General features: G+C 67.5%; 24 protein-coding genes. 12 read left to right on the forward strand and 12 right to left on the reverse strand.

From position 1 onward, the window contains the following. Positions 1–14 precede the first annotated feature (14 nt). Positions 15–944 (forward strand): DMT family transporter, encoded by a 930-nt coding sequence (locus QMG61_RS09270; RefSeq protein ID WP_283494057.1) that lies wholly within the window; start codon positions 15–17, stop codon positions 942–944. Here the strand turns inward: QMG61_RS09270 and QMG61_RS09275 are convergent. From QMG61_RS09275 to QMG61_RS09300, 6 genes are all read right to left on the reverse strand, one after another. Further along, the gene (locus QMG61_RS09275) at positions 932–2,443 is read right to left on the reverse strand and encodes a multicopper oxidase family protein (RefSeq protein WP_283494058.1); all 1,512 of its coding nucleotides are present in this window, start codon (positions 2,441–2,443) and stop codon (positions 932–934) included. The genes QMG61_RS09270 and QMG61_RS09275 overlap by 13 nt on opposite strands. A 10-nt stretch (positions 2,444–2,453) precedes the next feature. Continuing rightward, positions 2,454–2,729, reverse strand: coding sequence for a hypothetical protein (locus QMG61_RS09280; protein ID WP_283494059.1), 276 nt, complete (start codon positions 2,727–2,729; stop codon positions 2,454–2,456). Positions 2,730–2,749: 20 nt separating this feature from the next. Next, a complete protein-coding gene (lgt, locus tag QMG61_RS09285; RefSeq protein WP_283494060.1) occupies positions 2,750–3,643 on the reverse strand; it encodes a prolipoprotein diacylglyceryl transferase in 894 nt (297 codons plus the stop codon). 256 nt (positions 3,644–3,899) lie between these two features. Further along, positions 3,900–4,397: a hypothetical protein gene (locus QMG61_RS09290; protein WP_283494061.1), complete on the reverse strand. Its 498-nt coding sequence runs from the start codon at positions 4,395–4,397 to the stop codon at positions 3,900–3,902. Between the two features lie 74 nt (positions 4,398–4,471). Further along, the gene (locus QMG61_RS09295) at positions 4,472–6,793 is read right to left on the reverse strand and encodes a heavy metal translocating P-type ATPase (RefSeq protein WP_283494062.1); all 2,322 of its coding nucleotides are present in this window, start codon (positions 6,791–6,793) and stop codon (positions 4,472–4,474) included. Further along, complete coding sequence (locus QMG61_RS09300) at positions 6,790–7,029, reverse strand: heavy-metal-associated domain-containing protein (protein ID WP_283494063.1); 240 nt, start codon at positions 7,027–7,029, stop codon at positions 6,790–6,792. The genes QMG61_RS09295 and QMG61_RS09300 overlap by 4 nt, the downstream gene beginning before the upstream one ends. 164 nt (positions 7,030–7,193) lie before the next feature. On the opposite strand from QMG61_RS09300, the gene QMG61_RS09305 reads away from it, so the two are divergent. Then, the gene (locus QMG61_RS09305) at positions 7,194–7,517 is read left to right on the forward strand and encodes a metal-sensitive transcriptional regulator (protein ID WP_283494064.1); all 324 of its coding nucleotides are present in this window, start codon (positions 7,194–7,196) and stop codon (positions 7,515–7,517) included. 174 nt (positions 7,518–7,691) lie between these two features. On the opposite strand, the gene QMG61_RS09310 is transcribed toward QMG61_RS09305, so the two are convergent. Further along, the gene (locus QMG61_RS09310; protein ID WP_283494065.1) at positions 7,692–8,381 is read right to left on the reverse strand and encodes a M23 family metallopeptidase; all 690 of its coding nucleotides are present in this window, start codon (positions 8,379–8,381) and stop codon (positions 7,692–7,694) included. A 335-nt stretch (positions 8,382–8,716) separates the two neighbouring features. Then, a complete protein-coding gene (locus tag QMG61_RS09315; protein WP_283494066.1) occupies positions 8,717–9,100 on the reverse strand; it encodes an ArsR/SmtB family transcription factor in 384 nt (127 codons plus the stop codon). Between the two features lie 96 nt (positions 9,101–9,196). Here QMG61_RS09315 and arsB point away from each other — a divergent pair, with 96 nt between their 5' ends. Next, positions 9,197–10,306 (forward strand): ACR3 family arsenite efflux transporter, encoded by a 1,110-nt coding sequence (arsB, locus tag QMG61_RS09320; protein WP_283494067.1) that lies wholly within the window; start codon positions 9,197–9,199, stop codon positions 10,304–10,306. Between the two features lie 90 nt (positions 10,307–10,396). Here the strand turns inward: arsB and QMG61_RS09325 are convergent, their stop codons facing one another. Together QMG61_RS09325 and QMG61_RS09330 are read right to left on the reverse strand one after the other, a co-directional pair. Further along, positions 10,397–12,475 carry a hypothetical protein gene (locus QMG61_RS09325; RefSeq protein ID WP_283494068.1) on the reverse strand — a complete coding sequence of 693 codons (2,079 nt, stop codon included), beginning with the start codon at positions 12,473–12,475 and terminating at the stop codon, positions 10,397–10,399. A gap of 154 nt (positions 12,476–12,629) precedes the next feature. Further along, complete coding sequence (locus QMG61_RS09330; RefSeq protein WP_283494069.1) at positions 12,630–13,040, reverse strand: Hsp20/alpha crystallin family protein; 411 nt, start codon at positions 13,038–13,040, stop codon at positions 12,630–12,632. 20 nt (positions 13,041–13,060) lie between these two features. Here QMG61_RS09330 and QMG61_RS09335 point away from each other — a divergent pair, with 20 nt between their 5' ends. Further along, a complete protein-coding gene (locus tag QMG61_RS09335; RefSeq protein WP_283494070.1) occupies positions 13,061–13,594 on the forward strand; it encodes a TIGR02611 family protein in 534 nt (177 codons plus the stop codon). On the opposite strand, the gene QMG61_RS09340 is transcribed toward QMG61_RS09335, so the two are convergent. Then, entirely contained in the window at positions 13,591–14,232 is a 642-nt protein-coding gene (locus QMG61_RS09340; RefSeq protein ID WP_283494071.1) for a ScbR family autoregulator-binding transcription factor, read from the reverse strand. The genes QMG61_RS09335 and QMG61_RS09340 overlap by 4 nt on opposite strands. Positions 14,233–14,402: 170 nt before the next feature. On the opposite strand from QMG61_RS09340, the gene QMG61_RS09345 reads away from it, so the two are divergent. The 3 genes from QMG61_RS09345 (at position 14,403) to QMG61_RS09355 (ending at position 16,327) form a co-directional block, all read left to right on the forward strand. Then, positions 14,403–14,624 carry a PLDc N-terminal domain-containing protein gene (locus tag QMG61_RS09345; RefSeq protein WP_283494072.1) on the forward strand — a complete coding sequence of 74 codons (222 nt, stop codon included), beginning with the start codon at positions 14,403–14,405 and terminating at the stop codon, positions 14,622–14,624. A 64-nt stretch (positions 14,625–14,688) separates the two neighbouring features. Then, positions 14,689–15,582 carry a LasA N-terminal domain-containing protein gene (locus QMG61_RS09350; protein ID WP_283494073.1) on the forward strand — a complete coding sequence of 298 codons (894 nt, stop codon included), beginning with the start codon at positions 14,689–14,691 and terminating at the stop codon, positions 15,580–15,582. 70 nt (positions 15,583–15,652) lie between these two features. After that, a complete protein-coding gene (locus QMG61_RS09355; protein WP_283494074.1) occupies positions 15,653–16,327 on the forward strand; it encodes a GntR family transcriptional regulator in 675 nt (224 codons plus the stop codon). Between the two features lie 54 nt (positions 16,328–16,381). Here QMG61_RS09355 and QMG61_RS09360 read toward each other — a convergent pair whose 3' ends face one another. Next, positions 16,382–18,010 carry a thiamine pyrophosphate-binding protein gene (locus QMG61_RS09360; RefSeq protein ID WP_283494075.1) on the reverse strand — a complete coding sequence of 543 codons (1,629 nt, stop codon included), beginning with the start codon at positions 18,008–18,010 and terminating at the stop codon, positions 16,382–16,384. A gap of 161 nt (positions 18,011–18,171) precedes the next feature. Between QMG61_RS09360 and QMG61_RS09365 the strand changes: the two genes are divergently transcribed. The 5 genes from QMG61_RS09365 (at position 18,172) to QMG61_RS09385 (ending at position 22,930) form a co-directional block, all read left to right on the forward strand. Beyond that, positions 18,172–19,041, forward strand: coding sequence for an ABC transporter substrate-binding protein (locus QMG61_RS09365; protein WP_283494076.1), 870 nt, complete (start codon positions 18,172–18,174; stop codon positions 19,039–19,041). Next, the gene (locus tag QMG61_RS09370) at positions 19,041–19,994 is read left to right on the forward strand and encodes an amino acid ABC transporter permease (protein ID WP_283494077.1); all 954 of its coding nucleotides are present in this window, start codon (positions 19,041–19,043) and stop codon (positions 19,992–19,994) included. The genes QMG61_RS09365 and QMG61_RS09370 overlap by 1 nt, the downstream gene beginning before the upstream one ends. Next, entirely contained in the window at positions 19,991–20,755 is a 765-nt protein-coding gene (locus QMG61_RS09375; RefSeq protein ID WP_283494078.1) for an amino acid ABC transporter ATP-binding protein, read from the forward strand. Before QMG61_RS09370 ends, QMG61_RS09375 begins: the two co-directional genes overlap by 4 nt. After that, on the forward strand, positions 20,756–21,736 hold the full coding sequence (locus tag QMG61_RS09380) for a C-terminal binding protein (RefSeq protein WP_283494079.1): 981 nt from the start codon (positions 20,756–20,758) through the stop codon (positions 21,734–21,736). Positions 21,737–22,051: 315 nt separating this feature from the next. Continuing rightward, entirely contained in the window at positions 22,052–22,930 is an 879-nt protein-coding gene (locus QMG61_RS09385; RefSeq protein ID WP_283494080.1) for a hypothetical protein, read from the forward strand. Positions 22,931–22,982 lie beyond the last annotated feature (52 nt).

The raw sequence follows: 22,982 nt of genomic DNA on the forward strand, positions 1-22,982 counted from the left end.
CAAAACCGTTCCGGATGCTGTGGATAACCTTCGCGTGGGGTTCCTGCTTCGTCGCGATCAACATCGGATTGGCCGATGCGCCCCTCCTGTGGTTCGCCGCCTTGAGGGCGCTGATCGCAGGAGGTGCCCTCCTGGCGGTCGCCGGGATTCGCGGCGCGGCGGTTCCCCGCGCCCCGCGAACCTGGCTTCTGATCGGCGTGATGGGCGTCGTCAATGTGGCATTCGCCTTCGCGGCCATGTTCGGCGGCGTCGTCGGGTTGTCCACGGGGGCCGCCTCGGTCCTGGCAAGTGCCGAGCCGCTGCTGATCCTGCTGCCGGCCTGGTGGTTCTATCGGGAAGCCATCTCAGTTCGCACCTTCATCCCGATGGCGATCGGTTTCACGGGCCTGCTCGCCGTGGCCGTGCCGGGCGGCGGCGGGACAGGAGCGTGGCTCTCCATCACTGCGGCTGTCGCGATCACGGCGGGGACTCTCATCTCGCGGCAGGTGCGGTCGGACATTCTCCCGTTCATCGCCTGGCAATTCATCGTCGGCGGCGCGATCCTCGCCTTGGCAGCCTGGCTGTTCGACGGCCCGCCCGTGATCAACTGGAGTGCGAAGTTCATCGCCGTGCTGCTCTATTTATCCTTGGTGGGGACCGCCGCGGCATTTCTCGGTTGGTTCACCGAGGCCCAGAACTGCCGGCTCGACGACCTGACGGCGTGGACGTTCCTCGTTCCGGTCTTCGGTATCCTGCTCTCGGCGTTCGTCCTCGGAGAAAAGCAGACGACCTGGGGCCTGGCGGGTATGGGCCTGGTGGTCGCGTCCATGATCGTCCTGATCCTGCCGGGACTCGTGCGGTCCGGTCGCGCCCGGGCTGAACTCCGACGTCACCCACCCGACGACCTGGGTGGCCGGGTGGGTGACGTTCGTGCCGATTGCAGCCTGGAAGATCAGCGCACGTAGGAGAAGAGTCCCATCATGCCGCGGGCGGCGTGGTACGCATTGTGGCAGTGCGCGATCCACTGTCCAGGGTTGTCGGCGTCGAATTCGACTGTCACCGTTTCCTTGGGACGGACGATGACGGTGTCCTTTCTCGCCCCGCCGCCGGAAACCTGGAAGGTATGCCCGTGCACGTGCATGGGGTGCCACATCGTGGTCTCATTCACGAACTTGACCCGCACGCGATCCTTCAGCGAAATGTCGAAGGCACCCTCGAACGGTTTGTCGGGGTCGAAGCTCCGCCCGTTGATGCCCCACTCGTACTTCTCCATCGACCCGGTCAGTCGCATCGTGTGGGTGCGGTCCGGAGACTTCTTGTCCAAGAGAACCGAGTCGTCGGCCTTCAGCCGCCCCCCGTCCATGACCGTGCCCGCGAGGACCGTGGGCAGATCTGCCGCCGCCGGGGCCGACCCTACCCCGCTGGTGCTGATGACACCGTGGGCGCCGCCTTCTTTGCCCTCCGCGAGGGCCAGGACAGGTGTGTACCCCTCCTTCACAGTGAGAAGGGCATCGATGCGCTCGCCCATGCCGAGCACAACCGCGTCGACTTCCTGCTGCCGAACCGGGAACCCGTCCGAATGCGTGAGCGTGATCTTTTGCCCCGGCACGCCTACCCGATAGGCGGTGTCTCCGGCCGCGTTGATGATGCGCAGGCGGACGCGGCTGCCCGGGCTGGCCTGAATCACCTCGGCTTCCTGCGCGGCTTTACCGTTGAACAGGTGCACGGGAATCTTCACGTCTCCGGCGTCACCACCGAGATAGTCGCTGTTGGAGCCCGTGAGAGCGTATTTCATGCCGGAGGACATGTCCATCCCGGCCATCCCCATCCCCATCGAGAGCTCACTGAGGACGTCTTCGGGGGTTCCGGTGATGCCGTCGAGCCAGTCGTCCAACACGATCACCCACTCCTGGTCATAGGCCAGCGGCTCCTTCGGATCATCGACGACGAGGGCGCCGTAGAGGGCGCGTTCCCGTTGCGTGTCGACATGGGAGTGATACCAGTACGTTCCCGGCCGGTTGAGCCGGAACTGGTAGCTATAGTCTGCCCCGGCCAGCACTGGCTTCTGGGTGACACCCGGGACGCCGTCGGCATCGTTGCGCAGCGCCAGGCCATGCCAGTGCACCGACGTCGCCTCCGCGAGGCCGTTGGTCAGGGGGACGTCGAGGAGGTCGCCCACCTGAGCGCGGATGAGCGGGCCGTTGAGGGCGTCGTTGTAGCCCCAGGTCGAAACGGCCGTCCCGGCGAGGGTTGCCCCGACCATCCCGGCGGTCAGCTGCTGGCTGATGGTGCGGCCGCTCGCAGCGCGTTTCGCCTCAAACGTGGCGACCAGCGGATCGGTCGGCAGGATCCGGACAACGGAACCGGATGACGGTGGCGGGCCGCTGCAGGCCGCCAGTGCCGCCGTGGTGGCGGTTGCGAGCGAGACGCCGAGAAAGGACCGTCGGGTCAGGGAGTGGTTCATGGGTTCCTCATTACTTTCGTCCGGCCGTACTGGCACCCACGATGAGCAGGATTGCCGCCATCGGATACCCTGCGACAAGGTCAAGCCAGACGGCCGGCTGCTCGGGTCCGAACGCTTCGATGTGGGTCAGCCAATGCACGACGGCCATAAGGGCGCCTACGAGCATGATCGCCTGGCCCGCTCGCACGAACCTCCGTTTGCGGCGGTAGTTTCGGCGCGCCTCGTCCTCCGCACTTGGTGCCGGCAGCGCCCCTGCCTGTGCTGTTCTGCGTCTGAGTTGTGCCATCTTGTTCTCCGTTCTCGGACCTATTTGTGGTGTGCGTGGGCGGTGTCGACGGGGGGCGGTTGCTCGGACCACTCGCGGCCGGGAAAGTAGGGACTGACCTCGGGTTCGGGGTGCCGCCGCGATTGGACGATGATCAGGACCAGGCCGATGACCGCGATGACAGCCGCGATGACCATGTTGATTTTGACCCCGAGGAGCTCGAATTCGGTGGGGTCGAGGCGGAAGGACTCGAACCAGGTCCGGCCCGTGCCGTAGACGATGAGGTAGAGGCCCAGCGCCTTGCCCCAACGCAGGTCGAACCGTCGGTCGGCGAGCAGGATGACCGCGATGCCGACGAGGTTCCAAATCATCTCGTACAGGAACAAAGGGTGGAAGAGCGTGTCGGCCGGGAGCCCGGCAGGGAAGGCCGGCCTCGACGGGTCGATCTGCAGACCCCACGGCAAGGTGGTCGGCGTGCCGAATAGTTCCTGGTTGAAGTAGTTGCCGATACGGCCGAACACCTGTGCGAGCAGCATCCCCGGTGCCAGGGCGTCGGCGAACGAGAAGAAACGCAGTCCAGCCCGGTGGCAGGCGATGTACGCGCCGAGGCTTCCGAAGACGATGGCGCCGAAGATCGCCAGCCCGCCTTCCCAGACGTAGAGGGTCTTGAACAGGTCCGCGCCCGGGAAGAAGTAGTCGTTCGGGTGCGTGATCACATGGTAAAAACGGCCACCGACGATTCCGAATGGAACCGCCCAGATGGTGATGTCCAGGACGATTCCGGGCTCCCCGCCACGGCGACTGAGCCGGCGTGACGTGAGGATGACGGCGAGAACGATGCCGGTGAGAATGAACAGTGCATAAAAATGGAGTCGAAAGGGCCCGAGATCGACGAAGCTGATGTCGGGGCTGGAGATGCCGGTGAAGACGTTCATAGGAAGTGCATGCTTTCCTGGGTGAGGTGGCGGCGGCCCCGGAATCCGGAAGCCAGTGAGGAAATCAGGGGTGTCGTGAATGATCGCGTCCACGGAGACCATTCGCGGCCAGAAGCGCGGCGAAGGTCACTGCGGCGACTAAGAGGTGCGTCTCCGGTGAGCTGAGCGTCTCGGATGGGAGCGGGCTCGGGTCGAATGGCAGGGGCCGTGGCTCGATCCTGGGCAGGACTGCGCCACTCGGCGCAGGCACCGCCGTCTACGTGCGGCTTATGGAGAGGACGGTCAGGCTCGGCCGGTAGATGTGCAAAGGCGGAGACACAGACCGGCGTACGAGGACACTGATGTTACGCACCAGGTGGTGCCTCAGCACGCGTGGTCCGAATCCGATCAACGCGGCGACGGTGAGTAGGACTGCGCAGATCACCCCGACCAGGACGCAGTCCGGCACGGTGCCGGTGGAGCCCGTCGGCATCGAAAACGTTCGCGCCGCGGCGACGGCCACGGGGAGGCTAACCACTGCCGCCTCGATGATCATGCCGGTGCCGGCCGGCGGCACAGGCGAAACAAACCGGGCCGACCCGGAGGACGGTTCGGAAGACCCGGATGAGACTCCGGTCACTGCGGGGAGGGTGTCGCTCGTTGCGTGCATCGCCAGCAGGGCGACGAGCATTGCCACCCCGGCCAGGACGGCAAGGATCACCGGGACGGCACGGCCGCCGGAGCGGGGTATGGCCGCAGCGTTGTTCCGTGCCATGCCACCTCCACTACGACGACTGGTGCAGGCCCAGAGCCGGACATACCCCCATAGAGTATCGAACTTCCATGGGCCTAGCTGTGAGCGCGTCGTGCATCCGATCCGCGGTCGAGTGCGAGAGCCCCTGCACTTCCGGAGCCCACCAGGGTGGTGTCTACCTTCAGCCCACGGAATCCCCGCAGCCGGAGGCTATTACTCACCACGAAGACCGAAGAGAACGCCATTGCGCCTCCCGCAATCAACGGATTGAGCAGTCCCAACATCGCCAGCGGGATCGCGGCGATGTTATAGGCAAACGCCCAGAATAGATTCGCCTTGATCGTCGTGAGCGTGCGTCGGGACAGCCGGATCGCATCCGCTGCCGCGATCAAGTCGGCTCTGACCAGAGTCAGGTCACCGGCCTCGATGGCGACATCCGTGCCGGTTCCCATCGCGATGCCCAGATCCGCGCTCGCAAGCGCCACGGCGTCGTTGACACCGTCTCCGACCATCGCGACAACGCGTCCCTCTTTTTGGAGCGCGAGAATGACGTCCGCCTTCTCGGCGGGGAGCACCCCGGAGATCACTTCCGTGATTCCGACCTCCGCGCCGACCGCTTGAGCCACGATCTCGTTGTCACCGGTCAGCAGGATCGGTCGCAGGCCGAGGCGAAGGAATTCGGCGACCGCCGCCCTGCTGGTCGGCTTGACCACATCGGAAACGGCGAGGATGCCGCGGGCCTGTCCATCCCACGCGACGGCGACCGTAGTCCGCCCCTGCGCCTCGGACGCGTTCAGAGCCGTCCGGAGTTCGGCGGAGAGCTCGATGTTCCACTGTTCGGCGAGCCAGCGCGGACGTCCGACCAGGACCAGGTGGCCTTCGACAAGCGCCTGCACGCCGAATCCCTGCTCCGAGGTGAACGACTCCGCTGCCGGAAGCGCGCTGACACGGGCCTTCGCCCCCGCCACAATCGCCGCGGCGATCGGGTGTTCGGACCCGTCTTCCGCTGACCCGGTCAGCCGGAGGAGTTCTTCCTCGTCGACGCCGGTTGCGGGGATGACCGCAGCGAGCGACATCCGTCCGGTGGTCACGGTTCCGGTCTTGTCCAGCACGATGGTGTCGACTCGCCTGGTCGACTCGAGAACCTGCGGCCCCTTGATCAGGATGCCGAGTTGAGCTCCACGACCGGTTCCCACGAGCAGAGCAGTCGGTGTCGCCAGTCCCAGCGCGCACGGGCAGGCGATGATCAGTGTCGCGACGGCGGCCGTGAAGGCCAGTTCCGGTCCGACGCCGAGCAGCAACCACACGACGAGCGTGCCGATGGCCAGTGCAAACACGATCGGTACGAACACCGAGGACACTCTGTCGGCCAGGCGCTGAACGTCGGCCTTGCCGGTTTGCGCCTGTTCGACCAGTCGCCCGATCTGGGCGAGTTCGGTATCGGCGCCGATCCGGGTAGCTCGAACCACGAGTCGGCCGCCGGCGTTGAGCGTCGCACCGACGACGGCGTCGCCGGGTCCCACTTCAACGGGCACGGCCTCACCGGTGAGCATGCTGGCATCCACTGCGGAGTTGCCCTCGACGACCACACCGTCGGTTGCGATCTTCTCGCCCGGACGCACGATGATCAGGTCGCCCAGTTCGAGCGACGCGGTCGGAATCAGAATCTCCTCGCCGTCGCGCACGACGGTGGCTTCCTTCGCCCCCAACTCGAGCAGCGCCTTCAATGCTGCGCCGGAGCTTCTCTTTGCCTTGGCTTCGAAGTATCGGCCGGCAAGCAGGAACACGGTGACCGCGGAGACGACCTCGAGATAAATGTCCGCACCGCCGCCCTGTGGTTTGGCCGTGAACTCAAACGCCATCGTGTATCCGGCGACGCCCGCGGTTCCGAAAAACAGCGCGTAGAGCGACCAGCCGAATGCTGCGATCACGCCGACGCTGATCAATGTGTCCATCGTCGTCGCGCCGTGGCGGATGTTGATCCACGCCGCGCGATGAAATAGCCAGGCGCCCCACACCGCGATCGGTGCGGCGAGCATCAGGGCGAGCCACTGCCAATTCGCGAACTGCAGCAGCGGAATCGCCGACAGGAGAATCACGGGCACGGCCAGGACCGTCGAGATGATCAGCCTGCTCCGCAGGCTCTGAAGCTCAGGATCCGGCGCTTCGGCCTCGTCCGCGCTCGTCTCCTCCTGTTCAACCACCCGAGGAAGCTTGGCCGAGTAGCCGGTCGCCTCGATCGTGGCGATCGCATCCGCCACCGTCGTGCCCTCCGGCATCAGGACGCGGGCCTTCTCGGTGGCGAAGTTGACGGAGGCCTCGACCCCGGGCATCCGATTGAGCTTTTTCTCGATCCTCGTGGCGCAGGAGGCGCAGGTCATGCCACTGACGACGAGATCGATCTGCTGGCCACTCATCGTGTTTCAGCGAGCAGCTCGTACCCTGCCTCGTCGACTGCCGCAGCCACTGCCGTGCGGTCGAGCGGCACGGCACTCTCCACGGTGACCGTGGACACGCCACCGGGAACCACATCGACGGAGACGCTCTCCACGCCCGCCAGCCGACCCACTTCCGCGGTGACGCTGCCGACGCAGTGCCCGCAGGTCATCCCCGATACCCCATAGCTGCCGACGACCCTGTTCGTAGCGCTCATGCTCTTCACTTCTCTCCCAATCGGTTACGGTCCCCGGGAATTAAAAGTACCCCCCGGGGGTATGAAAGAATCATACTCCGTTCCGGGCGCAGATACCACCCGGGGGTATATATTGAGTGACATGCGACAAGCATGACTCGCGCCGAACCATTGGGGAAGCAAACATGACCACAGCAACCGCCACCACAGTCACGGCTCAGGACGGTGGCCGCGGGTACCTGTCCAACAAGGACAATTACCTCACGCGACTGCGCCGAATCGAGGGGCAGGCCCGAGGCTTGCAGGCCATGGTGGCCGAGGAGAAATACTGCATCGACATCCTCACCCAGATTTCGGCGATGACCAGCGCGCTCCAGTCGGTGGCCCTGGGGCTGCTCGACGAGCATCTGAACCATTGCCTACTGCAGGCCGCGATCGTCGGCGGCGATCAGGCGGATGCCAGGATGCGCGAGGCATCCGACGCGATTTCGCGCCTGGTCAAGTCCTGACGCGGGCGGTCGCCGGGCACGCTGATCGTACCAACGGGAGTCTGTTTCGGCCGTTGCGAGTGCGGTCAGAGCGCGACTCACTGCCCGGCGAGCGAACCGAGCACCCGCGTACCTGCACGCCGAGGTTCCGATTCCCTCCACCTGATCGCGTACGCCCCGCCGGTCATGGCGGGTTTACTGCGGTCCGGCTCGCTCGGTCAGCCAGGCGAACGGATCGGTGGGGGTGACCCCGTCGAGGAGGATCTCGAAGTGCAGGTGCGGCCCGGTGCTCTGCCCGGTGTTGCCCACGGCGCCGAGTTGGTCGCCGACGGACACGGCTTGCCCGACGGCCACGGCGAGCGAGCCCGCCTGGAAGTGCGCGTAGACGCTGCTGACGAGCTGTCCGTCGATAGTGTGGTCGAGTACGACGTGCACGCCCAGGCCGCCGTCGTCGTAGGCCGACACCTCGCGCACAACGCCGTCGGCTATCGCATGAACGGGGGTTCCCTCCCCCGGCAACAGGTCGAGCCCCTTGTGGAACGACGAGCAGCCGGCGCACGGGGAGTCCCGCGGACCGAAGCGGTCGGAGAGCCGCACCGCCGTCGGGAACGGCCATTGCACGGCCGGTCCGGTCGAGGCTGCGGTGCTCGCCACGGCGACCGGCGCCTGCTCGACGGAGTAGCCGTCGCGCGCGATCGCCGCCACGATCACGTTGCCGGCAGTCAGGCTCTGCACCGGGTCGGCCTCCGACGCCGCGGCGTTGACCGCCGGCCCGGTCACGGTTTCCCGTTCGACGGCCTGGGCCGGGATGGCGAGCACCGTCGTGAGCAGGGCCGCGAACACCATCGCGAGGAAGGCGAAAGCGCCAGGCCTACGCGTCCGCATAGGCACTCTCGGTCGGCGTGTTCAGGCAAGGCGCAGGGGAAATGTTGTGGGGCATCGTGGCATCTCTCGTCTAGGGTCGGGGAGCGGAGACCTCAGCAGACGGGGATGCGTTCACGGCATGGAGCTGGCCCAAGGGAACGACGCTCCCGCGTCGGGAAGTGTCCTGGGGCACACCTGGATCGGCATCGGGTCAGGCGCGCAAGACTTGAGGATACCTCGTGATCCTGTGAATGCCATCACGGTGCCGCCAAACTCCGCCCCGAACTCGTCAGGGGCGGTCAGCCGTCAGCGGTCAAATCGTCGGCGGTCAATCGGCGACGGTCAGACGAGCGACGTCAGACCGCGGTGATTCGCGCCGCGAGCGATTCGAGTGCCCCCGGCACGAGACGGTAGTACGCCCAGGTGCCGCGTTTGTCACGCGTGAGCAGTCCGGCCTCGACGAGCACCTTGAGGTGGTGCGACACGGTCGGCTGGCTGAGCCCGAGCGGCTCGGTCAGGTCGCAGACGCAGGCCTCGGCGTCGGCGTGGGCGGCCACCATCGAGACCAGGCGCAACCGCGCGGGGTCGGCGAGGGCCTTGAGCGACCTCGCCAGCCCCTCGGCGGCGTCCGCTCCGATCGCGTCGCGCGTCGCCGGGGCGCAGCAGGCGGCATCCGTCTCTTTGGTCGAGGCGCGGCCGGGGGCCCCGGTCGGTGCGGGCTGGGTCTCGAGGAACGACATGTTGACAGTATCCCCCATAAATTGACATCCATCGATGCATTCGCCAGACTCCATAGCGCGTCACTCGATCCGGTGTGGCTCGAACGACGGAGCCTCATGTCTTCCCCCACGCCCCAGGCAACTTCACCGGCACGGCTGGGCTTCACCGACCGGTTCCTGCCGGTCTGGATCCTCGCGGCGATGGGCCTCGGCCTGCTGATGGCGGTCTACACGCCCGGCGTCGGCGAGGCCCTCGGCGCCTTCACGATCGGGTCGGTCAGCGTTCCGATCGCCGTCGGGTTGCTGGTCATGATGTACCCGGTGCTCGCCAAGGTGCGCTATTCGGATGCCCGCGCCGTCGCCGGAGACAGGCGGCTCCTCATCTCGTCGCTGGTGATGAACTGGCTCGTCGGTCCGGCCCTGATGTTCGCCCTGGCCTGGATCTTCCTGCCCGACCTGCCCGAGTACCGCACCGGCCTGATCATCGTCGGCCTCGCCCGCTGCATCGCCATGGTGCTGATCTGGAACGAACTGGCCTGCGGCGACCGGGAGGCGGCGGCCTTCCTCGTTGCCGTCAATTCCGTCTTCCAGGTCGTCGCCTTCGGCGCCCTCGGCTGGTTCTACCTGCAGGTCCTCCCCAGCTGGCTCGGCCTGTCCACCACCAGCGCGGAGTTCTCGGTCTGGGCGATCACGGGCAGCGTGCTGGTCTTCCTCGGCATTCCGCTGCTGGCCGGCTACCTGTCCCGCCGGGTCGGCGAGGCCACCCGTGGGCGCGCGTGGTACGAAGAGCGGTTCCTGCCCAGGGTCGGCCCGTTCGCCCTCTACGGGCTGTTGTTCACGATCGTGCTCCTCTTCGCCCTCCAGGGCAGCCAGGTCATCGCCCGCCCGATGGACGTCGCACGCATCGCCCTGCCCCTGCTGGTGTACTTCGCGGTGACGTTCCTGACCGGATTCCTGCTGGGCAAGCTGGTCGGTCTGAGCTATCCGCGCACGACGACCCTCGCCTTCACCGCCTCGGGCAACAACTTCGAGCTGGCGATCGCCGTGGCCATCGGCACCTTCGGCGCGTCGAGTGGCCAGGCCCTCGCCGGGATTGTCGGCCCGCTGATCGAGGTTCCGGCGCTGGTCGCTCTCGTCTACCTGGCCCTGTGGCTGCGCCCCCGCCTCTTCCCCGGCGCGGCGCCCCGGTCGACCGTCACCGCCGAGCGGGTGCCGGACCGCGTCTAGGCCTTCCCCCCACGCGGCTGCCCGCGGACAGCACGACGCCCGCCGCTCAGGTGGGGAACGGCGGGCGTCGTGCTGCGCGGCGGTTATCGCCTACTTGCGCACCAGCTTCGCCACGGTGAATCCACCGGCAGCAACCAGGACCGACGACGCCGTGCTCGTGGTGCCGTCTCCACCGGCCACCGGCTTGCCGGTCGCATCGAACGCCTGCTGCTGCAGCCGGAAGCCGCGCGGCACGTCCACGGATCGCACGCTCGCCTTCTGGGCCGCACTGACATACACGGTGCTCTCCCCGGCCGGTCCGGTCACCGAGATGGTCGAGACGAGCGGCTGGATCAGCAGTGCGTCCACGGCGGACGGTCCGTCGGAGGCGCCGACGACGGCGGTGGCATCAGCAGGCAGGGAGCGCTTCAGCGAGAGCGGGAAGAGCCGACCCGGCGCATCCGTGATTCCCTGCGCGCCCGCGCCGCCGTTGGCGGTGCTGCCCAGCTTCGTCCGGCCGGCGGACCAGGCCGTGTTGCCGGACGGCGCCTCGGTCTGGTTGACGATCGGATACACGTTGCGCGCCTGGTCGGCGGCCGGAACGGGAATGCTCAGCGTGTCTCCCGCCGCGAGGGCGACGTAGGCCCCGCCGGAGAGATTGGCCTCGCCTGTCCAGGCGGATGCGGGCGTGACGACGGCGCCGGTTCCCGTGATCGTGCCGGCCTCCGCCTCGACGACGCTCAGCCCGTTGGTGCCGATCGTCTCATTGATGCCGAGCGCCTTGGCCTTGAGCGCGGGGTTCGCGTCCAGAGTCAGCATCGTGAGCAGGGCATGGATGGTCGACTCGGCCCCGGAATTGGGGTTCACCCGGCCATCGTGTTCGATTCCGTCAATCGCGGTGCCGGTGGCCGGGTTGTACGCGGGCAGGCCGCTGCGGTTGGCACCGAAGAACCAGCCGGCGGTGACGGCGGCGAGGTCGATCAGCCCGGGGGCGTTCGCTGCCTTGGCCGTGGCGACCAGACCCTGCACCCGCGAGTCGACGCCATAGGCGATCTGAGCCTCACCGGGGGTCGGGCTCCACGCGTTGTCCGGTCCGCCGGCGGCGAGCAGCTGGGCAGTGAACTGGGCGGAATCCTTCACGGCCGCGCCGAGCAGGTCGGCCCGGTCAAGCGTGGTTGCCGCCGTCGCGACGGCGGCCGGGGCCATCCCGCCCCAGGCGTGCCACAGGGTCTGCGATTTGTTCCACGGCATGATCGCGCCGAAGGGCCATTCGCTGACCGATCCGGACGACATCGCCGCGACGCCCTCGGCCAGCTGGGTGAGGCTGGTACGTGCCGCGGTGTCGGCGGGGGCAGCCGTGACGTAGGCGGCGAGCCCGAGCGCGGCCTCGGCCGAGGCATCCGCGCCGCCCGCGATCAGCCAGGCGGGCACCTGCACACCGTCGGCCACGTCGAACTGGCCGAACCTGGCCAGCGACTGCCGTGCGAGCGCGTCGAGGGAGAGGTGCAGGCGGTCCTGGAGGAACGCGGCGAACTGCGGGTCGGCGTCCGCGAAGGCGGCGTAGCCCTCGCCGAGGGCCCAGACCGTGCGGGCAACCCAATACGACTCGGCGGAGTCGCTCGGGTCCGGCAGTTCCTTGGGCGTTGCGCTCGGCGTGAGCGTGCCGTCGGCCTGCTGCCAGAGCACGACATTGCCCGAGTTGGGGCCGGTGGAGGTCTGCAGGTAGGTCAGCGCGCGGAGGGTCTGCACGGCGTGTTCCCGGCTGGCGGTGTCCCCGGTCTGCTGCCAGTGGCGCAGGTAGACAACCGCCGTGCGGGCGATGTCGTCGGCGTTGTACGCTCCCTGGCTCCAGTGGCCCGTGGCCGGATCGAGCGATCCGCCGCCGACCCGGCCGTAGCTGCCGTCGGCCTTCTTGTCCGCGTAGGTCCACGGGGCCTGGGCGGTCGGCGTGACATCGATGTCATAGGTCGTGTGGCCCTCGACGGCCGTCAGCGGCACGGTATCGAGGAGGAAATTGAGGTGGCCCAGATTGGTCAGGGGCGCCGAGGCGGCGGTCCCTCCATGGGCGAGGGATGTCGGTGGCGACGCGGCCGCGGCGGCCGTGCCCGCTCCGAGGAGAAGCATCGACACGGCGGCCGTGAGGGCGACGGTCTGGAGGATGAATGGTGAGCGAACGGCGGTGTACGTCATTTTTTTGTCTCCTGGTTCGAGCACTGAACCGGTTCAGTGTTCTCAACTAAACCGGTTAAGCTTGCGAGTGTCAAGAGAAATCGCCCACATTCACCCCCCGAACGCGGCACGTTCGGGAGGCGGCCCGTCAACGGCCGGTGGGCCGCGGCGAGAATCAGTCCCGTCTGATCGGGATCTTCGCCCGCTTGGCGGCAACGGCGGGCAGGGGAACCCGCACCTCGAGAACCCCGTCCCGATAGCTGGCCGTCACGTCGTCGCCGACGCTACCCGGAGGCAGGGTGAGGTCCCGGGAGAGCGTGCCGTAGCGGAATTCCGAGCGGTACCCAACCTTCTCCTTCTGTTCGCTCGTCTCCTCCCGCTCCGCCCGAATATGCAGCATCCCGTCGCTCACCGAGATGTCGACGTCCTTGTCCGGATCGATGCCGGGCAGCTCCGCCTTGACGACGAGAGTGTTGCCATCCGTGAAGACCTCCACCCGAATAGCCGGCACGTCCCAGTCGCCGTCAAAGAACCGGCGAAGGGAATCCGACACCTCGGAACGTTCGCGTTTTGCAGGTCCTGCCATGATGAGCTCTCCTTCCTCTGGTGCAACGACGGACGGGAACGGTGGCCGCCCGCCGGGCCGCCGCCGGCCGGGCCGACCAGGCCCGGCTGCCCCACACAGTACCCCCGGAGTCGCTCGCGTCGGACTGGCGGGAACAGATCCGCAGCCCGCAGCGCATTCTCAGCGATCGGTCCTATCCTCGGGGCATGGGCGTGAGCATTCCGGAGGAGATCGACAGCGGAAGCGACCCCGGACACCCGATCCGACACATGCTCAGGCGCAGTCGGGCCTGGGTCGAGCTTCATCCCAAGGTGCGCTGGGTCTACCGCGTCCTGGTCGGCCTGCTCGGGGCCGGAATCGTCGGCGTCGGCCTCATCCTCGTTCCCCTGCCGGGCCCCGGCTGGCTGATCGTCTTCCTCGGGATCGCGGTCCTCGGCACGGAGTTCCCGGCAGCCCACAGGGTGAGCGCGTTCCTCAGGCGCATCCTGACCAGGCTCCTGACCTGGTGGCGCGACCGCGGCACGGCCGCCGGCAGGACCCGCCGGGTACCCGGCGGCACCGCCGCCACCGATTAGCCGCGCGCACTCCGCATTCTCGCGGGCAGGCCGAGCAGCAGTTCGCGCCGGTCCGGCGCGACCAGGGCCGGAAGGATCAGCGCCCACATCTCTTCGACCCGCTGGTCCAGGTCGTCCCGCCCCGTGAGCACCTCCGAGACGAGCTGCACCCCGGTGAAGGCCGGGCTGATGAAATGGGCCGCCGCCGCGACATCCGTGCCGTCCACGACGTCGCCCTCGACCATCGCGCGTCCGAGGAGTTCCTCGCAGACGGTCATCCAATCCCGGTACGGTCCGTCGATCGGCACGGAGAACAGGGAGGACTCCATGGTCAGGCGAATGCCGGCCGCGACGACCGGATTGGATCTCAACTGACCGGCCAGCTCGAAGCACATGGTGATCAGGGCTTCCAGCCCGGGGATCGAGGCATCCAGCATTCGGTGGCCGAGGGCGATCGAGGCCTCGTGCTGGGCTGCGATGACGGCGAGAGCGATCGCCTCCTTGGAATCGAAGTGAAAATAGAGCGCGCCCTTGGTCACGCCCGCCGCCGCCGACACGTCATCGAGCGACGTGCTTCCATAGCCGCTTCGGCGGAATGTCTCCGCCGCGCCGCGCACGATTGCCGCGCGCGTTTCGATCCCACGCTGCTGCTTCGACATGCCCATCCTCCGGTCGACAAGGAATTGGTGCGATTCCCACTTAAAAGAATACTAACTGGTATGGTTTGGGGACAGGATGCCTTCGCGGGGGAAAATCGTGGCGTCGCCAAACGGCGCCCTCGATACGTCGACGGCATCACCGGGGGTATCGAGGGTTAGCGGGGCCGCACGTGGAATTCGACTCAAGCTTGATCGAGTGGGCGGCCCTGTCGCTGGCGGGCCTGGCCGTGGTGGGCGCCGGCGGCCTGATCGTCGGCGCGCTGGTGCAGATCGCCGGGGCGGTCCACCTCCGAGCGGTCGCCCGCACGAATTGGGTGCTGGCCGTGGTCTGCGCACCCCTGTTCGGCGCCATCGCCTGGTTCGCGATCGGGAATCGCCTGCACACGGAGTGACCGGCCGGGCCATCCCGATCTCCCTCCCAGCGCTCTCCCGCTCTGCCCCGATAGGGTCATGCCCATGACGCACCCGGGCACGCCGCGCCGCACACTCATCACACTGGTGACCGCAGTCGCCGTGGTCGTTGTCGTTATCGGCACCGGCCTCGCACTCGGCGGCTCCGTCAAGCCGATCGAGACGAAGGCCTCGCCCGCGGACTTCGACCCCGGCGCCATCATCAGCGACTACAACTTCTTCAACCCCGACGCCATGACCGAGGCCGACATCCAGTCCTTCCTGGAGCATCGCGACTGCGTCGCCCAGCGCGACGCGCCGTGCCTGTGGGAGTTCAGGGAGGCCACAACGGCCGAGCCCGCCCAGGGCGACGGTCACTGCACGGCCTACCGACCGGCCGCCGACGAGCGCGCCAGCCGCATCATCGCCAAGGTCGCGAAGGCGTGCACCATCAGCCCGCGCGTGCTGCTCGTGCTCCTGCAGAAGGAGCAGTCCCTGCTGACCCGGCCGAGCGCCTCCGGCTACCTGCGCGCGACCGGGTACGGCTGCCCCGACACGGCCGACTGCGACACGGAATACTTCGGCTTCTTCAACCAGGTCTATCGGGCGGCCTGGCAGTTCCGCCAGTACACCCAGGAACCCGAGCGCGCCTACAAGGTGGGCGTCGTCGAGGTGGGCTACAACCCGGACGCCTCCTGCGGGGCGACCCCGGTGCGCATTCGAAATCAGGCCACGGCCAACCTCTATAACTACACGCCGTACCAGCCCAACCGGGCGGCCCTGGCAAATCCGGGCTCCGACGGCGACGGATGCTCGACCCACGGCAATCTGAACTTCTGGCTCTTCTACAACAACTGGTTCGGCCCGTCTCAGACGGACGGCTACCCCGCGCTGTTCGGGTCCTGCCTCAATCTGGTCGGCGGCCAGCCGTGCCCGGTTCCGGAATTCGAGCCGCACTGACGCGGACAGCGGCTGACCAGGAAGTCCCGATGTTGGAACGTACAACAATGTGGGCAATAGAATGACGCCCATGAAGGGTTTGACGAAGATGTCCGTTCAGCGGGTCAGTACCGCGGAACACGTGCGAGACCACATCACGACGCTGATCCTGAACGGCGACCTGAAGCCCGGCACTCCCCTGCGGGAAAACGCGATCGCCACCACTCTCGGGGTCTCTCGCAATACCGTGCGTGAAGCCGTCTTGCTGCTCGGCCAGAGCCGACTCATCCGCCACGAGATGCACCACGGGTCGATCGTCGCCGAGCCGACGAAGGATGCGCTGATCAACCTCTACGACGCTCGTCGGGGACTCGAGGTGGGCGCCGTCTCCCTCCCCGCCGACGCGGAGATCACCGCCGGGATCAAGTCGGCGCTCGACGATCTGGAACGTGCGGCAGAGGGCGGCGACGACCGCGAGATCGTGGCGAAGGACCTCGCCTTCCACGCCGCCACGGTTCGCAGTTTCCGCAGCGAACGCATCGACGCGTTCTACGCCCAGCTCGCGGTGGAGCTCTCCTTCTTTCTCAACGCCCTCGCCGCCTCCCGTCTGGACTATGCGGAGGATGAAACCTTCCTCGACGAGCACCGTCGCATCTACGAGGCGATCGCCAGTGAGGACCGGGCGGGCGCCGCGCGCTTCGTGCAGGAGCACATCGACGAAACCATTCGTCGACTCCGCGCCCGGCTCGACGCCGTCGAAGGCTAGCCGCCCAGCCGTTCTTCCCGGAGCTGCCGCGCCCGGGAAGAACACCGCGCGAGGCTAGGGGAAGTCGAGGGTGATCACGGTGGGACCCGGGCGCCCGAGGGCCGCGCGGGCACGGTCCGCGGCATCCCGCGCGTTGGCGGCTCGCTCGCCGATCGCCCCGATCGCGTTCGCCAGGGCCACCAGGTCGGGCACGTGCAGGTCCACGCCCACCGGGGCGATGCCGCGTGCCGCCTGCTGGTCGCGGATTTCGCGGTAGCCGCCGTTGTTCGCGACAACGACAACGATCGACAGGCCCTGCTCGACCGCCGTGATCAGCTCCTGGATGGAGAACATGAGCGCTCCGTCGCCGAGGAGAGCGACGACCGGCGCATCGGGCTTGGCGACCTTCGCGCCGATCGCCGCGGGGAGGGCATAACCGAGGGTGGCCACCCGGGGCATGTAGAGGAACGAATTCTTCGAGGGAACCGGGAAGAAGTGCACGGTTCCGAAGTAGGTCACCTGCGAGGAATCGCCCGTGATGATCGTGTCGGCGGGTAGCGCCGTGCGGAGTTCGTGGTTGAGGTCGAACCAGGCCTCGCCCTCGGAACGGGCCTCGGCCGCGAGCGCGGCCTTGAGCTCGGCCAGCTCGGCGATCGAGGCCGCGGCGGCCTCGGCGACGACATCCTCCCGGTCAAGGACCGCCTGAATCGCGGCGAGCGCTTCGGCCGCATCGGCATGGATGGCGACCCGCGCCGGGGCGTTCAGGGTCAGCTGGCTCGCCGCGATGTCGATGCGGATGACGTTGGGCGAGGTGATCTTTCCCTCCCAGAGGTCGGAGTCCCCGAGTTCGCTTCCGATCACCAGCAGTGCGTCGCTGGTATTCAGCCAATCCTGGGCGCTCCGCAGACGGATGCCCGCACCCAGCGACAGGGCGTGATCCTCCGCCAGCACGCCCTTGCCGTTGCAGGTCGAGATCACGGGAGCCGAGAGTCGCTCGGCCAACCGGCGCACCTGATCGTCGGCCCCGCGTGCGCCGCCGCCGACGATGAGCGCGGGGCGGTCGGCACCGGCGAGCAGCATGGCCGCCTGCCGCACGACCGCGTCGTCCAGGGCCGGCGTGGCGATGGTGCCGGCCCGCGCGATTTCGCCGTCCCAGTCCTGACCGAGCACATCGCACGGGATCTCCACGTAGACCGGCCGCGGACGCCCCGTGCCCATGACCTCGAAGGCGTGGGCGATCGCCTCGGTTGCCTCCCGCGGCGTGTTCGCCCGGGTGCTCCACTCGGTCATGCTCGCCATGGCCGCGAGGGTGTCCTTCGTGTCGTGGAGCTCGCCGCCGTCGAGGTGTTCGGTGCCGGCGGGGAGGCCGGACGAGATGATGAGCACCGGACGGGACTCCGCGTACGAGGTTCCGGCGGCCACCATGGCGTTCAGGGTGCCGGGCCCGCTGGTGGTGATGACGACGCCCGGCTTGCCGGCGACCTGGCTGTAGCCGTCCGCCGCGTAGCCGGCCCCCTGCTCGTGGCGATGGGTGACCGGCCTGATGCCCAGGCGCACGAGGTGCCGGTAGATTTCGAGGTTGTGGGTGCCGGGAATGCCGAAGATCGTGTCGACGCCGTGCGCCTGCAGGGTCTCAGCGACCGCCGCCCCGCCGTTGTGGTGGAGGGTGGTCGGGGCCGCGTCAGTCATCATTGTCGTCAACATTGCTCCATCGTAGGACAATTATTGGCGAGAACGTCAGAATGTTCTACATTCATGCAATGATCGTCTGACCATCACGCAAAGCGATGTCCCGATTTCACGCTCAAGGAGGAGCCATGCTGTCTATGAATATGCGCGGTACGCGAAAGGTAATTGTTCTTGGGGTGACCCTTGCGGTTTCCGCTCTCGTGCTGGCCGGCTGCTCGGCCGGAGATTCCACGGCGGCCGGCACTGACGCCTCCGCGTCGGCGGACTCCACCCTCCGTGCGATGCTCCCCGCGGATATCAAGGAGGCGGGCGTGCTCAAGATCGGTACCGAGGCCTTCTACCCGCCGTTCGAGTACCTGGATGCCGACAACACCACGATCGTCGGCCTGGACATGGCTCTCTTCCAGGCCATCGGTGATGAGCTCGGCCTCAAGGTCGACATCACGAACATGGCCTTCGACGGCCTGCTCCCTGCCCTCGACGCCAACCGCATCGACGTCGTCGTCGCCGCGATGACCGACACCAAGGCGCGCCAGGCCAAATACGACTTCGTCGACTACTTCCTCACCGGCCAGGGCATCGTGGTGCCGGCCGGCAACCCGAAGAACGTCAAGACCGTCGAGGATCTCTGCGGGCTCAAGGTCGCCGCGCTGGAAGCCTCCACCCAGGTCAGCCTGCTGGAGAGGTTCAACACCGCAGAGTGCACCGCTGACCCCATCACCGTGACGGCTCTCGCCACCGACGCCGACGCCATGTTGCAGGTGCTCAGTGGACGCGCCGACGCCTCCTTCTCCCAGGATGCTGTCGCCCGCTACAACGCGGCGGCCGACGGCGGCAGCGGCAAGTTCGAGATCGGCAATGACCAGCCGCTCCTGCCGGTGGTCATGGGCCCGATGTTCGGCAAGGACGACACCGACCTCCGGGACGCGGTCAAGGCAACCGTTGAGAAGCTGATCGAAGACGGCCGGTACCAGTCGATCCTCGACAAGCACGAGCTGGGCTCCGGTGCGGTCACCGACGTCACGGTCAACGGCGGCACCCTGTAATGAGCGGCCAGCCGGCGTCCACTGACGCGAAGACTCCGATTCGCGCCATCCCGGTTCGACATTGGGGACAGCAGATCTCGGGCGTCATCGTGCTCGCCGCGCTGGTTGCTTTCATCTACGCCGTCGCAACGAATGAGAACCTGGACTGGTCGGTCATTGCGGCGAACCTCTTCGGTCCGACCATCCTGAGCGGGCTGTGGGTCACCATCTCGCTGACCGTGCTCTCGATGATCATCGGTGTGGCCCTGGGCGTCACCGTGGCGGTCATGCGCCTGTCCCCGAACCGGGTGCTGAATTCGGTTGCCGGCGGCTACATCTGGGCCTTCCGCGGCACCCCGGTGCTCGTGCAGCTGCTGCTCTGGTTCAACCTCGCCCTGTTCTTCCCCCGGCTCGGATTCGGAGAATTCGGTCTCGACACGAACACGGTGATCACCGCCTTCGTGGCGGCCCTGCTGGGTCTCGGCCTCAACGAGGGCGCCTACATGGCCGAGATCGTTCGCGGTGGCATCCTCTCGGTCGACCACGGCCAGAGCGAAGCCGCCAGCGCGCTGGGGATGCGCCGCCGGTCGACCATGTTCAAGATCGTGCTGCCCCAGGCCATGCGGGTCATCATTCCGCCGATGGGCAACGAGCTCATCACCATGCTGAAGATGACCTCGCTGGTCACGGTGATCGCGGCGCCGGATCTGTTGAACCGGGCGCAGGTCATCTCATCCCGCAACTTCTACATCTTCGAACTGCTCATCGTCGCCAGCATCTGGTACCTCGCGCTGACGACGGTCTCCACACTGATCCAGATGCGGCTGGAGAAGCGGTTCGCCCGTGGGGTCGCCGGGATAGCGCCTCGCCGCCGGCGAATCCTGCGCAATCTCAAGCCGGGCCGGGTCACCTCTCCGGTGCGCGAGCCGGCCGACCGACCCGACGTCGACAGGAAAGGTGGAGCCGGCTCATGAGCACTCCCATGGTGACAGCAGAAAACGTGCACAAGTCGTTCGGCCACGTCGAGGTGCTCAAGGGCATCGACCTGGAGGTTCGAACCGGCCAGGTCTTCTGCCTGCTCGGCCCCTCTGGCTCGGGAAAATCCACCTTCCTGCGCTGCATCAACCACCTCGAGCGCATCGACGCGGGCCGGCTGTCGGTTGACGGCCAGCTCGTCGGGTACCGCGAGCGAGCGGGCAAGCTCTATGAGCGGAACGAGAACGAGGTCGCGGACCAACGACGCGACATCGGCATGGTGTTCCAGCGCTTCAACCTCTTCGCCCACATGACCGCGCTGCAGAACGTGATGCTGGCGCCGATGGATGTGCGGCGCCTGCCGAAGGCGGAGGTCAAGGAGCACGCCATGCGGCTCCTGGAACGCGTCGGCCTCGCGGACCAGGCTCAGAAATACCCGTCGCAGCTCTCCGGCGGCCAGCAGCAGCGCGTCGCGATCGCCCGCGCCCTGGCCATGAAACCCAAACTCATGCTCTTCGATGAGCCGACGAGCGCCCTGGACCCGGAACTCGTCGGCGAGGTACTCGATGTCATGCGTGACCTGGCCGACAGCGGCATGACCATGATCGTCGTCACCCATGAGATCGCTTTTGCCCGCGAGGTCGGCGACCACCTCGTCTTCATGGACAGCGGCGTCGTCGTCGAGCAGGGCGCCCCGCGGGACGTACTCACGAACCCGCAGCACCGGCGCACCCAGACGTTCCTGTCGAAGGTGCTGTAGATGGCGAAGCCGCTGGCGATCTACACCGACAACGAGGACATCGACCCGACCCCGGGCATCCGTCTTCTCGAACGCCACGGCTTCGAGGTTCGATTCCTTGAAACGCTCGACCCGGAGCGGATCCTGGCCGAGTCGCGAGGCGCCCAGGCTCTGTTGGTCGGCTACGCGCCGATTCCGGATTGGGTGATCGCCGGGCTGCCTGAGCTGCGGATCATCTCGCTCATCTCGATGGGATTCGACCACATTGACCTCGACGCGGCCCGCGCCGCCGGCGTCTGGGTGACCAACCTGCCCGGTGTCGCGACCGAAGAGGTTGCCACTCATGCGCTCGGACTCATCCTCGCGACGGTCCGCGACCTTCCGTTCTTCGAGCGAGTCGTCGGCCAGGACTGGAACGCACGACCGGACGTGACCCCGCCCCGCCTCAGCGAGAAGACGCTCGGCCTGATGGGCCTGGGCCGCATCGGCGCGAAGCTGGCCGAGTTCGCGTCGCCCCTCTTCGGCGAGATCGTCGGCTACGACCCGTACCTCGCGCAGAACCCGGAGGCTGCCGCGCGCCTGGAATCGCTCGGCGTGCGCCTGGCGGGCTTCGACGAGGTGCTCGCCTCCGCCGATGTGCTCTCACTGCACCTGCCGCTGACGGGCGAGACGCACCGGATCATCAACGCCGAGTCGATCGCCCGGATGAAGCCGGGCAGCTATCTGATCAATGTCAGCCGCGGCCAGCTGATCGATTCACCCGCCCTCGCCCTGGCGCTGGATCGCGGACAGATCACGGCGGCGGGACTGGACGTTCTCGACACCGAGCCGGCTCCCGCCGACCATCCGCTGATCACGCACGAGCGCACGATCGTCACGCCGCACGTCGGGTTCCTCTCCGCCCACACCCTCGCGGAGTACGTCCGCATCCAGGCGCAGAATGTGGTCTTGCTCGCCGAGACGGGCGTTCCGGAGACCGTTCCGGTGGTCGATCCGCGCTGACGCGTCGAGGCCGTGTCCGCGCGGAGCGTAATCTCCGTGCCCGCGCGATGGACGGTCCGGCCGGACCGCCACCCGATCGATCCGGCTGCGCTGGTGAGCGTATTCCCCGGTGAGAGGCCATTCCGGACGACCGCCGCCGGGCCCAGTGACGCCGCTGCCGTTTCGACGCGCCGGGTGGCGATGTGCCCCGGTGGTGGGGTTTCCCAGCCTGCAGTGACCGGCGGCACATTCCGGCTGCCTAAGCTCACCCGGTGACGACGTGCTGTCGGCTCGGGCTTTTCGCCGGGACGGCCGCCGCAATCGAAAGGAACCACCGTGAACGAGAACAAGATCTTCCAGACGCCCCGTGCGTCCCGCTCCAAGCGCCTCACCATCGGCGCCGCCTCCGTGCTGGCTGCCGGAGCCCTTCTCGGTGCCGGCGTGCAGGGCGCAAGCGCCGCCCCGCTCACCGCCGCACCCGAGCACACGGCCAGTGCCGACGCATCCGCCGAGGCCGCCTCAGGCGTCGCATTCCTCGCCACGGTCCAGAAGGAACTCCGCGGCGACCTCGCCCGGGGACAGGATCTGAACGACAAGGCGCAGAGGGTCGCGGCCACACTCGTCGACAACGCCGACCTCTACGCGAGCCTGCCGGCCAACCTGCAGGCCGACCTGACCACCCTCAAGGACGCGTCGGAAACCGACCGGGCCACCGCCGTTGAGACCATCCGGACCACCGCGCTCGCCGGCGGCTACGGCGAGCAGGTCACCCAGATCGTGACCGCCGTGCAGAAGGACCCGAAGCATCCGCTTGCCGCCGCGCTGCACGTCGTGCTCGGTGATGATGCCGGACCGGGCGCAACCGCCGCCCCCTCGGTGACGAAGCTGGCCCTCGGTGTCGTCGACAACCCCGGGCTGTTCTCGAAGCTCCCGGCCGATCTGCAGTCCGCCCTGACGGAGTTGAAGAACACGCCGGAGTCCGAGCAGGATGCCGCAGCCCAGGTGATCCTGAAGGTCGCCGTCGACGGCGACTATGGTAGCGACGTCCAGAAGATCGCCGAGCGAATCCAGGCGCGCGGCGGCACCCACGCGGGCGCCCACTCCCGCTCCACGGGCAGCGCGCACGCGGATGCCCACGCCGGCATGACCGCCGAGGCGGACGCGGGCGCTGACGCTGGCGCTCCGGCCGGGGCGCACGCCAAGGCCGATCAGTAACAGCACGAAACCGAACGAGGCCGCTGGCCGGAGGCGCACTGCGCCTCCGGCC

The sequence above is a fragment of the Cryobacterium sp. PH31-AA6 genome, from assembly GCF_030063195.1.
Lineage (GTDB): Bacteria > Actinomycetota > Actinomycetes > Actinomycetales > Microbacteriaceae > Cryobacterium.

Bases quoted from the DNA above. Each gene is read 5' to 3' on its own strand.
- QMG61_RS09270 (WP_283494057.1), top strand. From the start codon at position 15: ATGCTGTGGATAACCTTCGCGTGGGGTTCCTGCTTCGTCGCGATCAAC.
- QMG61_RS09275 (WP_283494058.1), bottom strand. From the start codon at position 2,443: ATGAACCACTCCCTGACCCGACGGTCCTTTCTCGGCGTCTCGCTCGCA.
- QMG61_RS09280 (WP_283494059.1), bottom strand. From the start codon at position 2,729: ATGGCACAACTCAGACGCAGAACAGCACAGGCAGGGGCGCTGCCGGCA.
- lgt (WP_283494060.1), bottom strand. From the start codon at position 3,643: ATGAACGTCTTCACCGGCATCTCCAGCCCCGACATCAGCTTCGTCGAT.
- QMG61_RS09290 (WP_283494061.1), bottom strand. From the start codon at position 4,397: ATGGCACGGAACAACGCTGCGGCCATACCCCGCTCCGGCGGCCGTGCC.
- QMG61_RS09295 (WP_283494062.1), bottom strand. From the start codon at position 6,793: ATGAGTGGCCAGCAGATCGATCTCGTCGTCAGTGGCATGACCTGCGCC.
- QMG61_RS09300 (WP_283494063.1), bottom strand. From the start codon at position 7,029: ATGAGCGCTACGAACAGGGTCGTCGGCAGCTATGGGGTATCGGGGATG.
- QMG61_RS09305 (WP_283494064.1), top strand. From the start codon at position 7,194: ATGACCACAGCAACCGCCACCACAGTCACGGCTCAGGACGGTGGCCGC.
- QMG61_RS09310 (WP_283494065.1), bottom strand. From the start codon at position 8,381: ATGCGGACGCGTAGGCCTGGCGCTTTCGCCTTCCTCGCGATGGTGTTC.
- QMG61_RS09315 (WP_283494066.1), bottom strand. From the start codon at position 9,100: ATGTCGTTCCTCGAGACCCAGCCCGCACCGACCGGGGCCCCCGGCCGC.
- arsB (WP_283494067.1), top strand. From the start codon at position 9,197: ATGTCTTCCCCCACGCCCCAGGCAACTTCACCGGCACGGCTGGGCTTC.
- QMG61_RS09325 (WP_283494068.1), bottom strand. From the start codon at position 12,475: ATGACGTACACCGCCGTTCGCTCACCATTCATCCTCCAGACCGTCGCC.
- QMG61_RS09330 (WP_283494069.1), bottom strand. From the start codon at position 13,040: ATGGCAGGACCTGCAAAACGCGAACGTTCCGAGGTGTCGGATTCCCTT.
- QMG61_RS09340 (WP_283494071.1), bottom strand. From the start codon at position 14,232: ATGTCGAAGCAGCAGCGTGGGATCGAAACGCGCGCGGCAATCGTGCGC.
- QMG61_RS09350 (WP_283494073.1), top strand. From the start codon at position 14,689: ATGACGCACCCGGGCACGCCGCGCCGCACACTCATCACACTGGTGACC.
- QMG61_RS09355 (WP_283494074.1), top strand. From the start codon at position 15,653: ATGAAGGGTTTGACGAAGATGTCCGTTCAGCGGGTCAGTACCGCGGAA.
- QMG61_RS09360 (WP_283494075.1), bottom strand. From the start codon at position 18,010: ATGTTGACGACAATGATGACTGACGCGGCCCCGACCACCCTCCACCAC.
- QMG61_RS09370 (WP_283494077.1), top strand. From the start codon at position 19,041: ATGAGCGGCCAGCCGGCGTCCACTGACGCGAAGACTCCGATTCGCGCC.
- QMG61_RS09375 (WP_283494078.1), top strand. From the start codon at position 19,991: ATGAGCACTCCCATGGTGACAGCAGAAAACGTGCACAAGTCGTTCGGC.
- QMG61_RS09380 (WP_283494079.1), top strand. From the start codon at position 20,756: ATGGCGAAGCCGCTGGCGATCTACACCGACAACGAGGACATCGACCCG.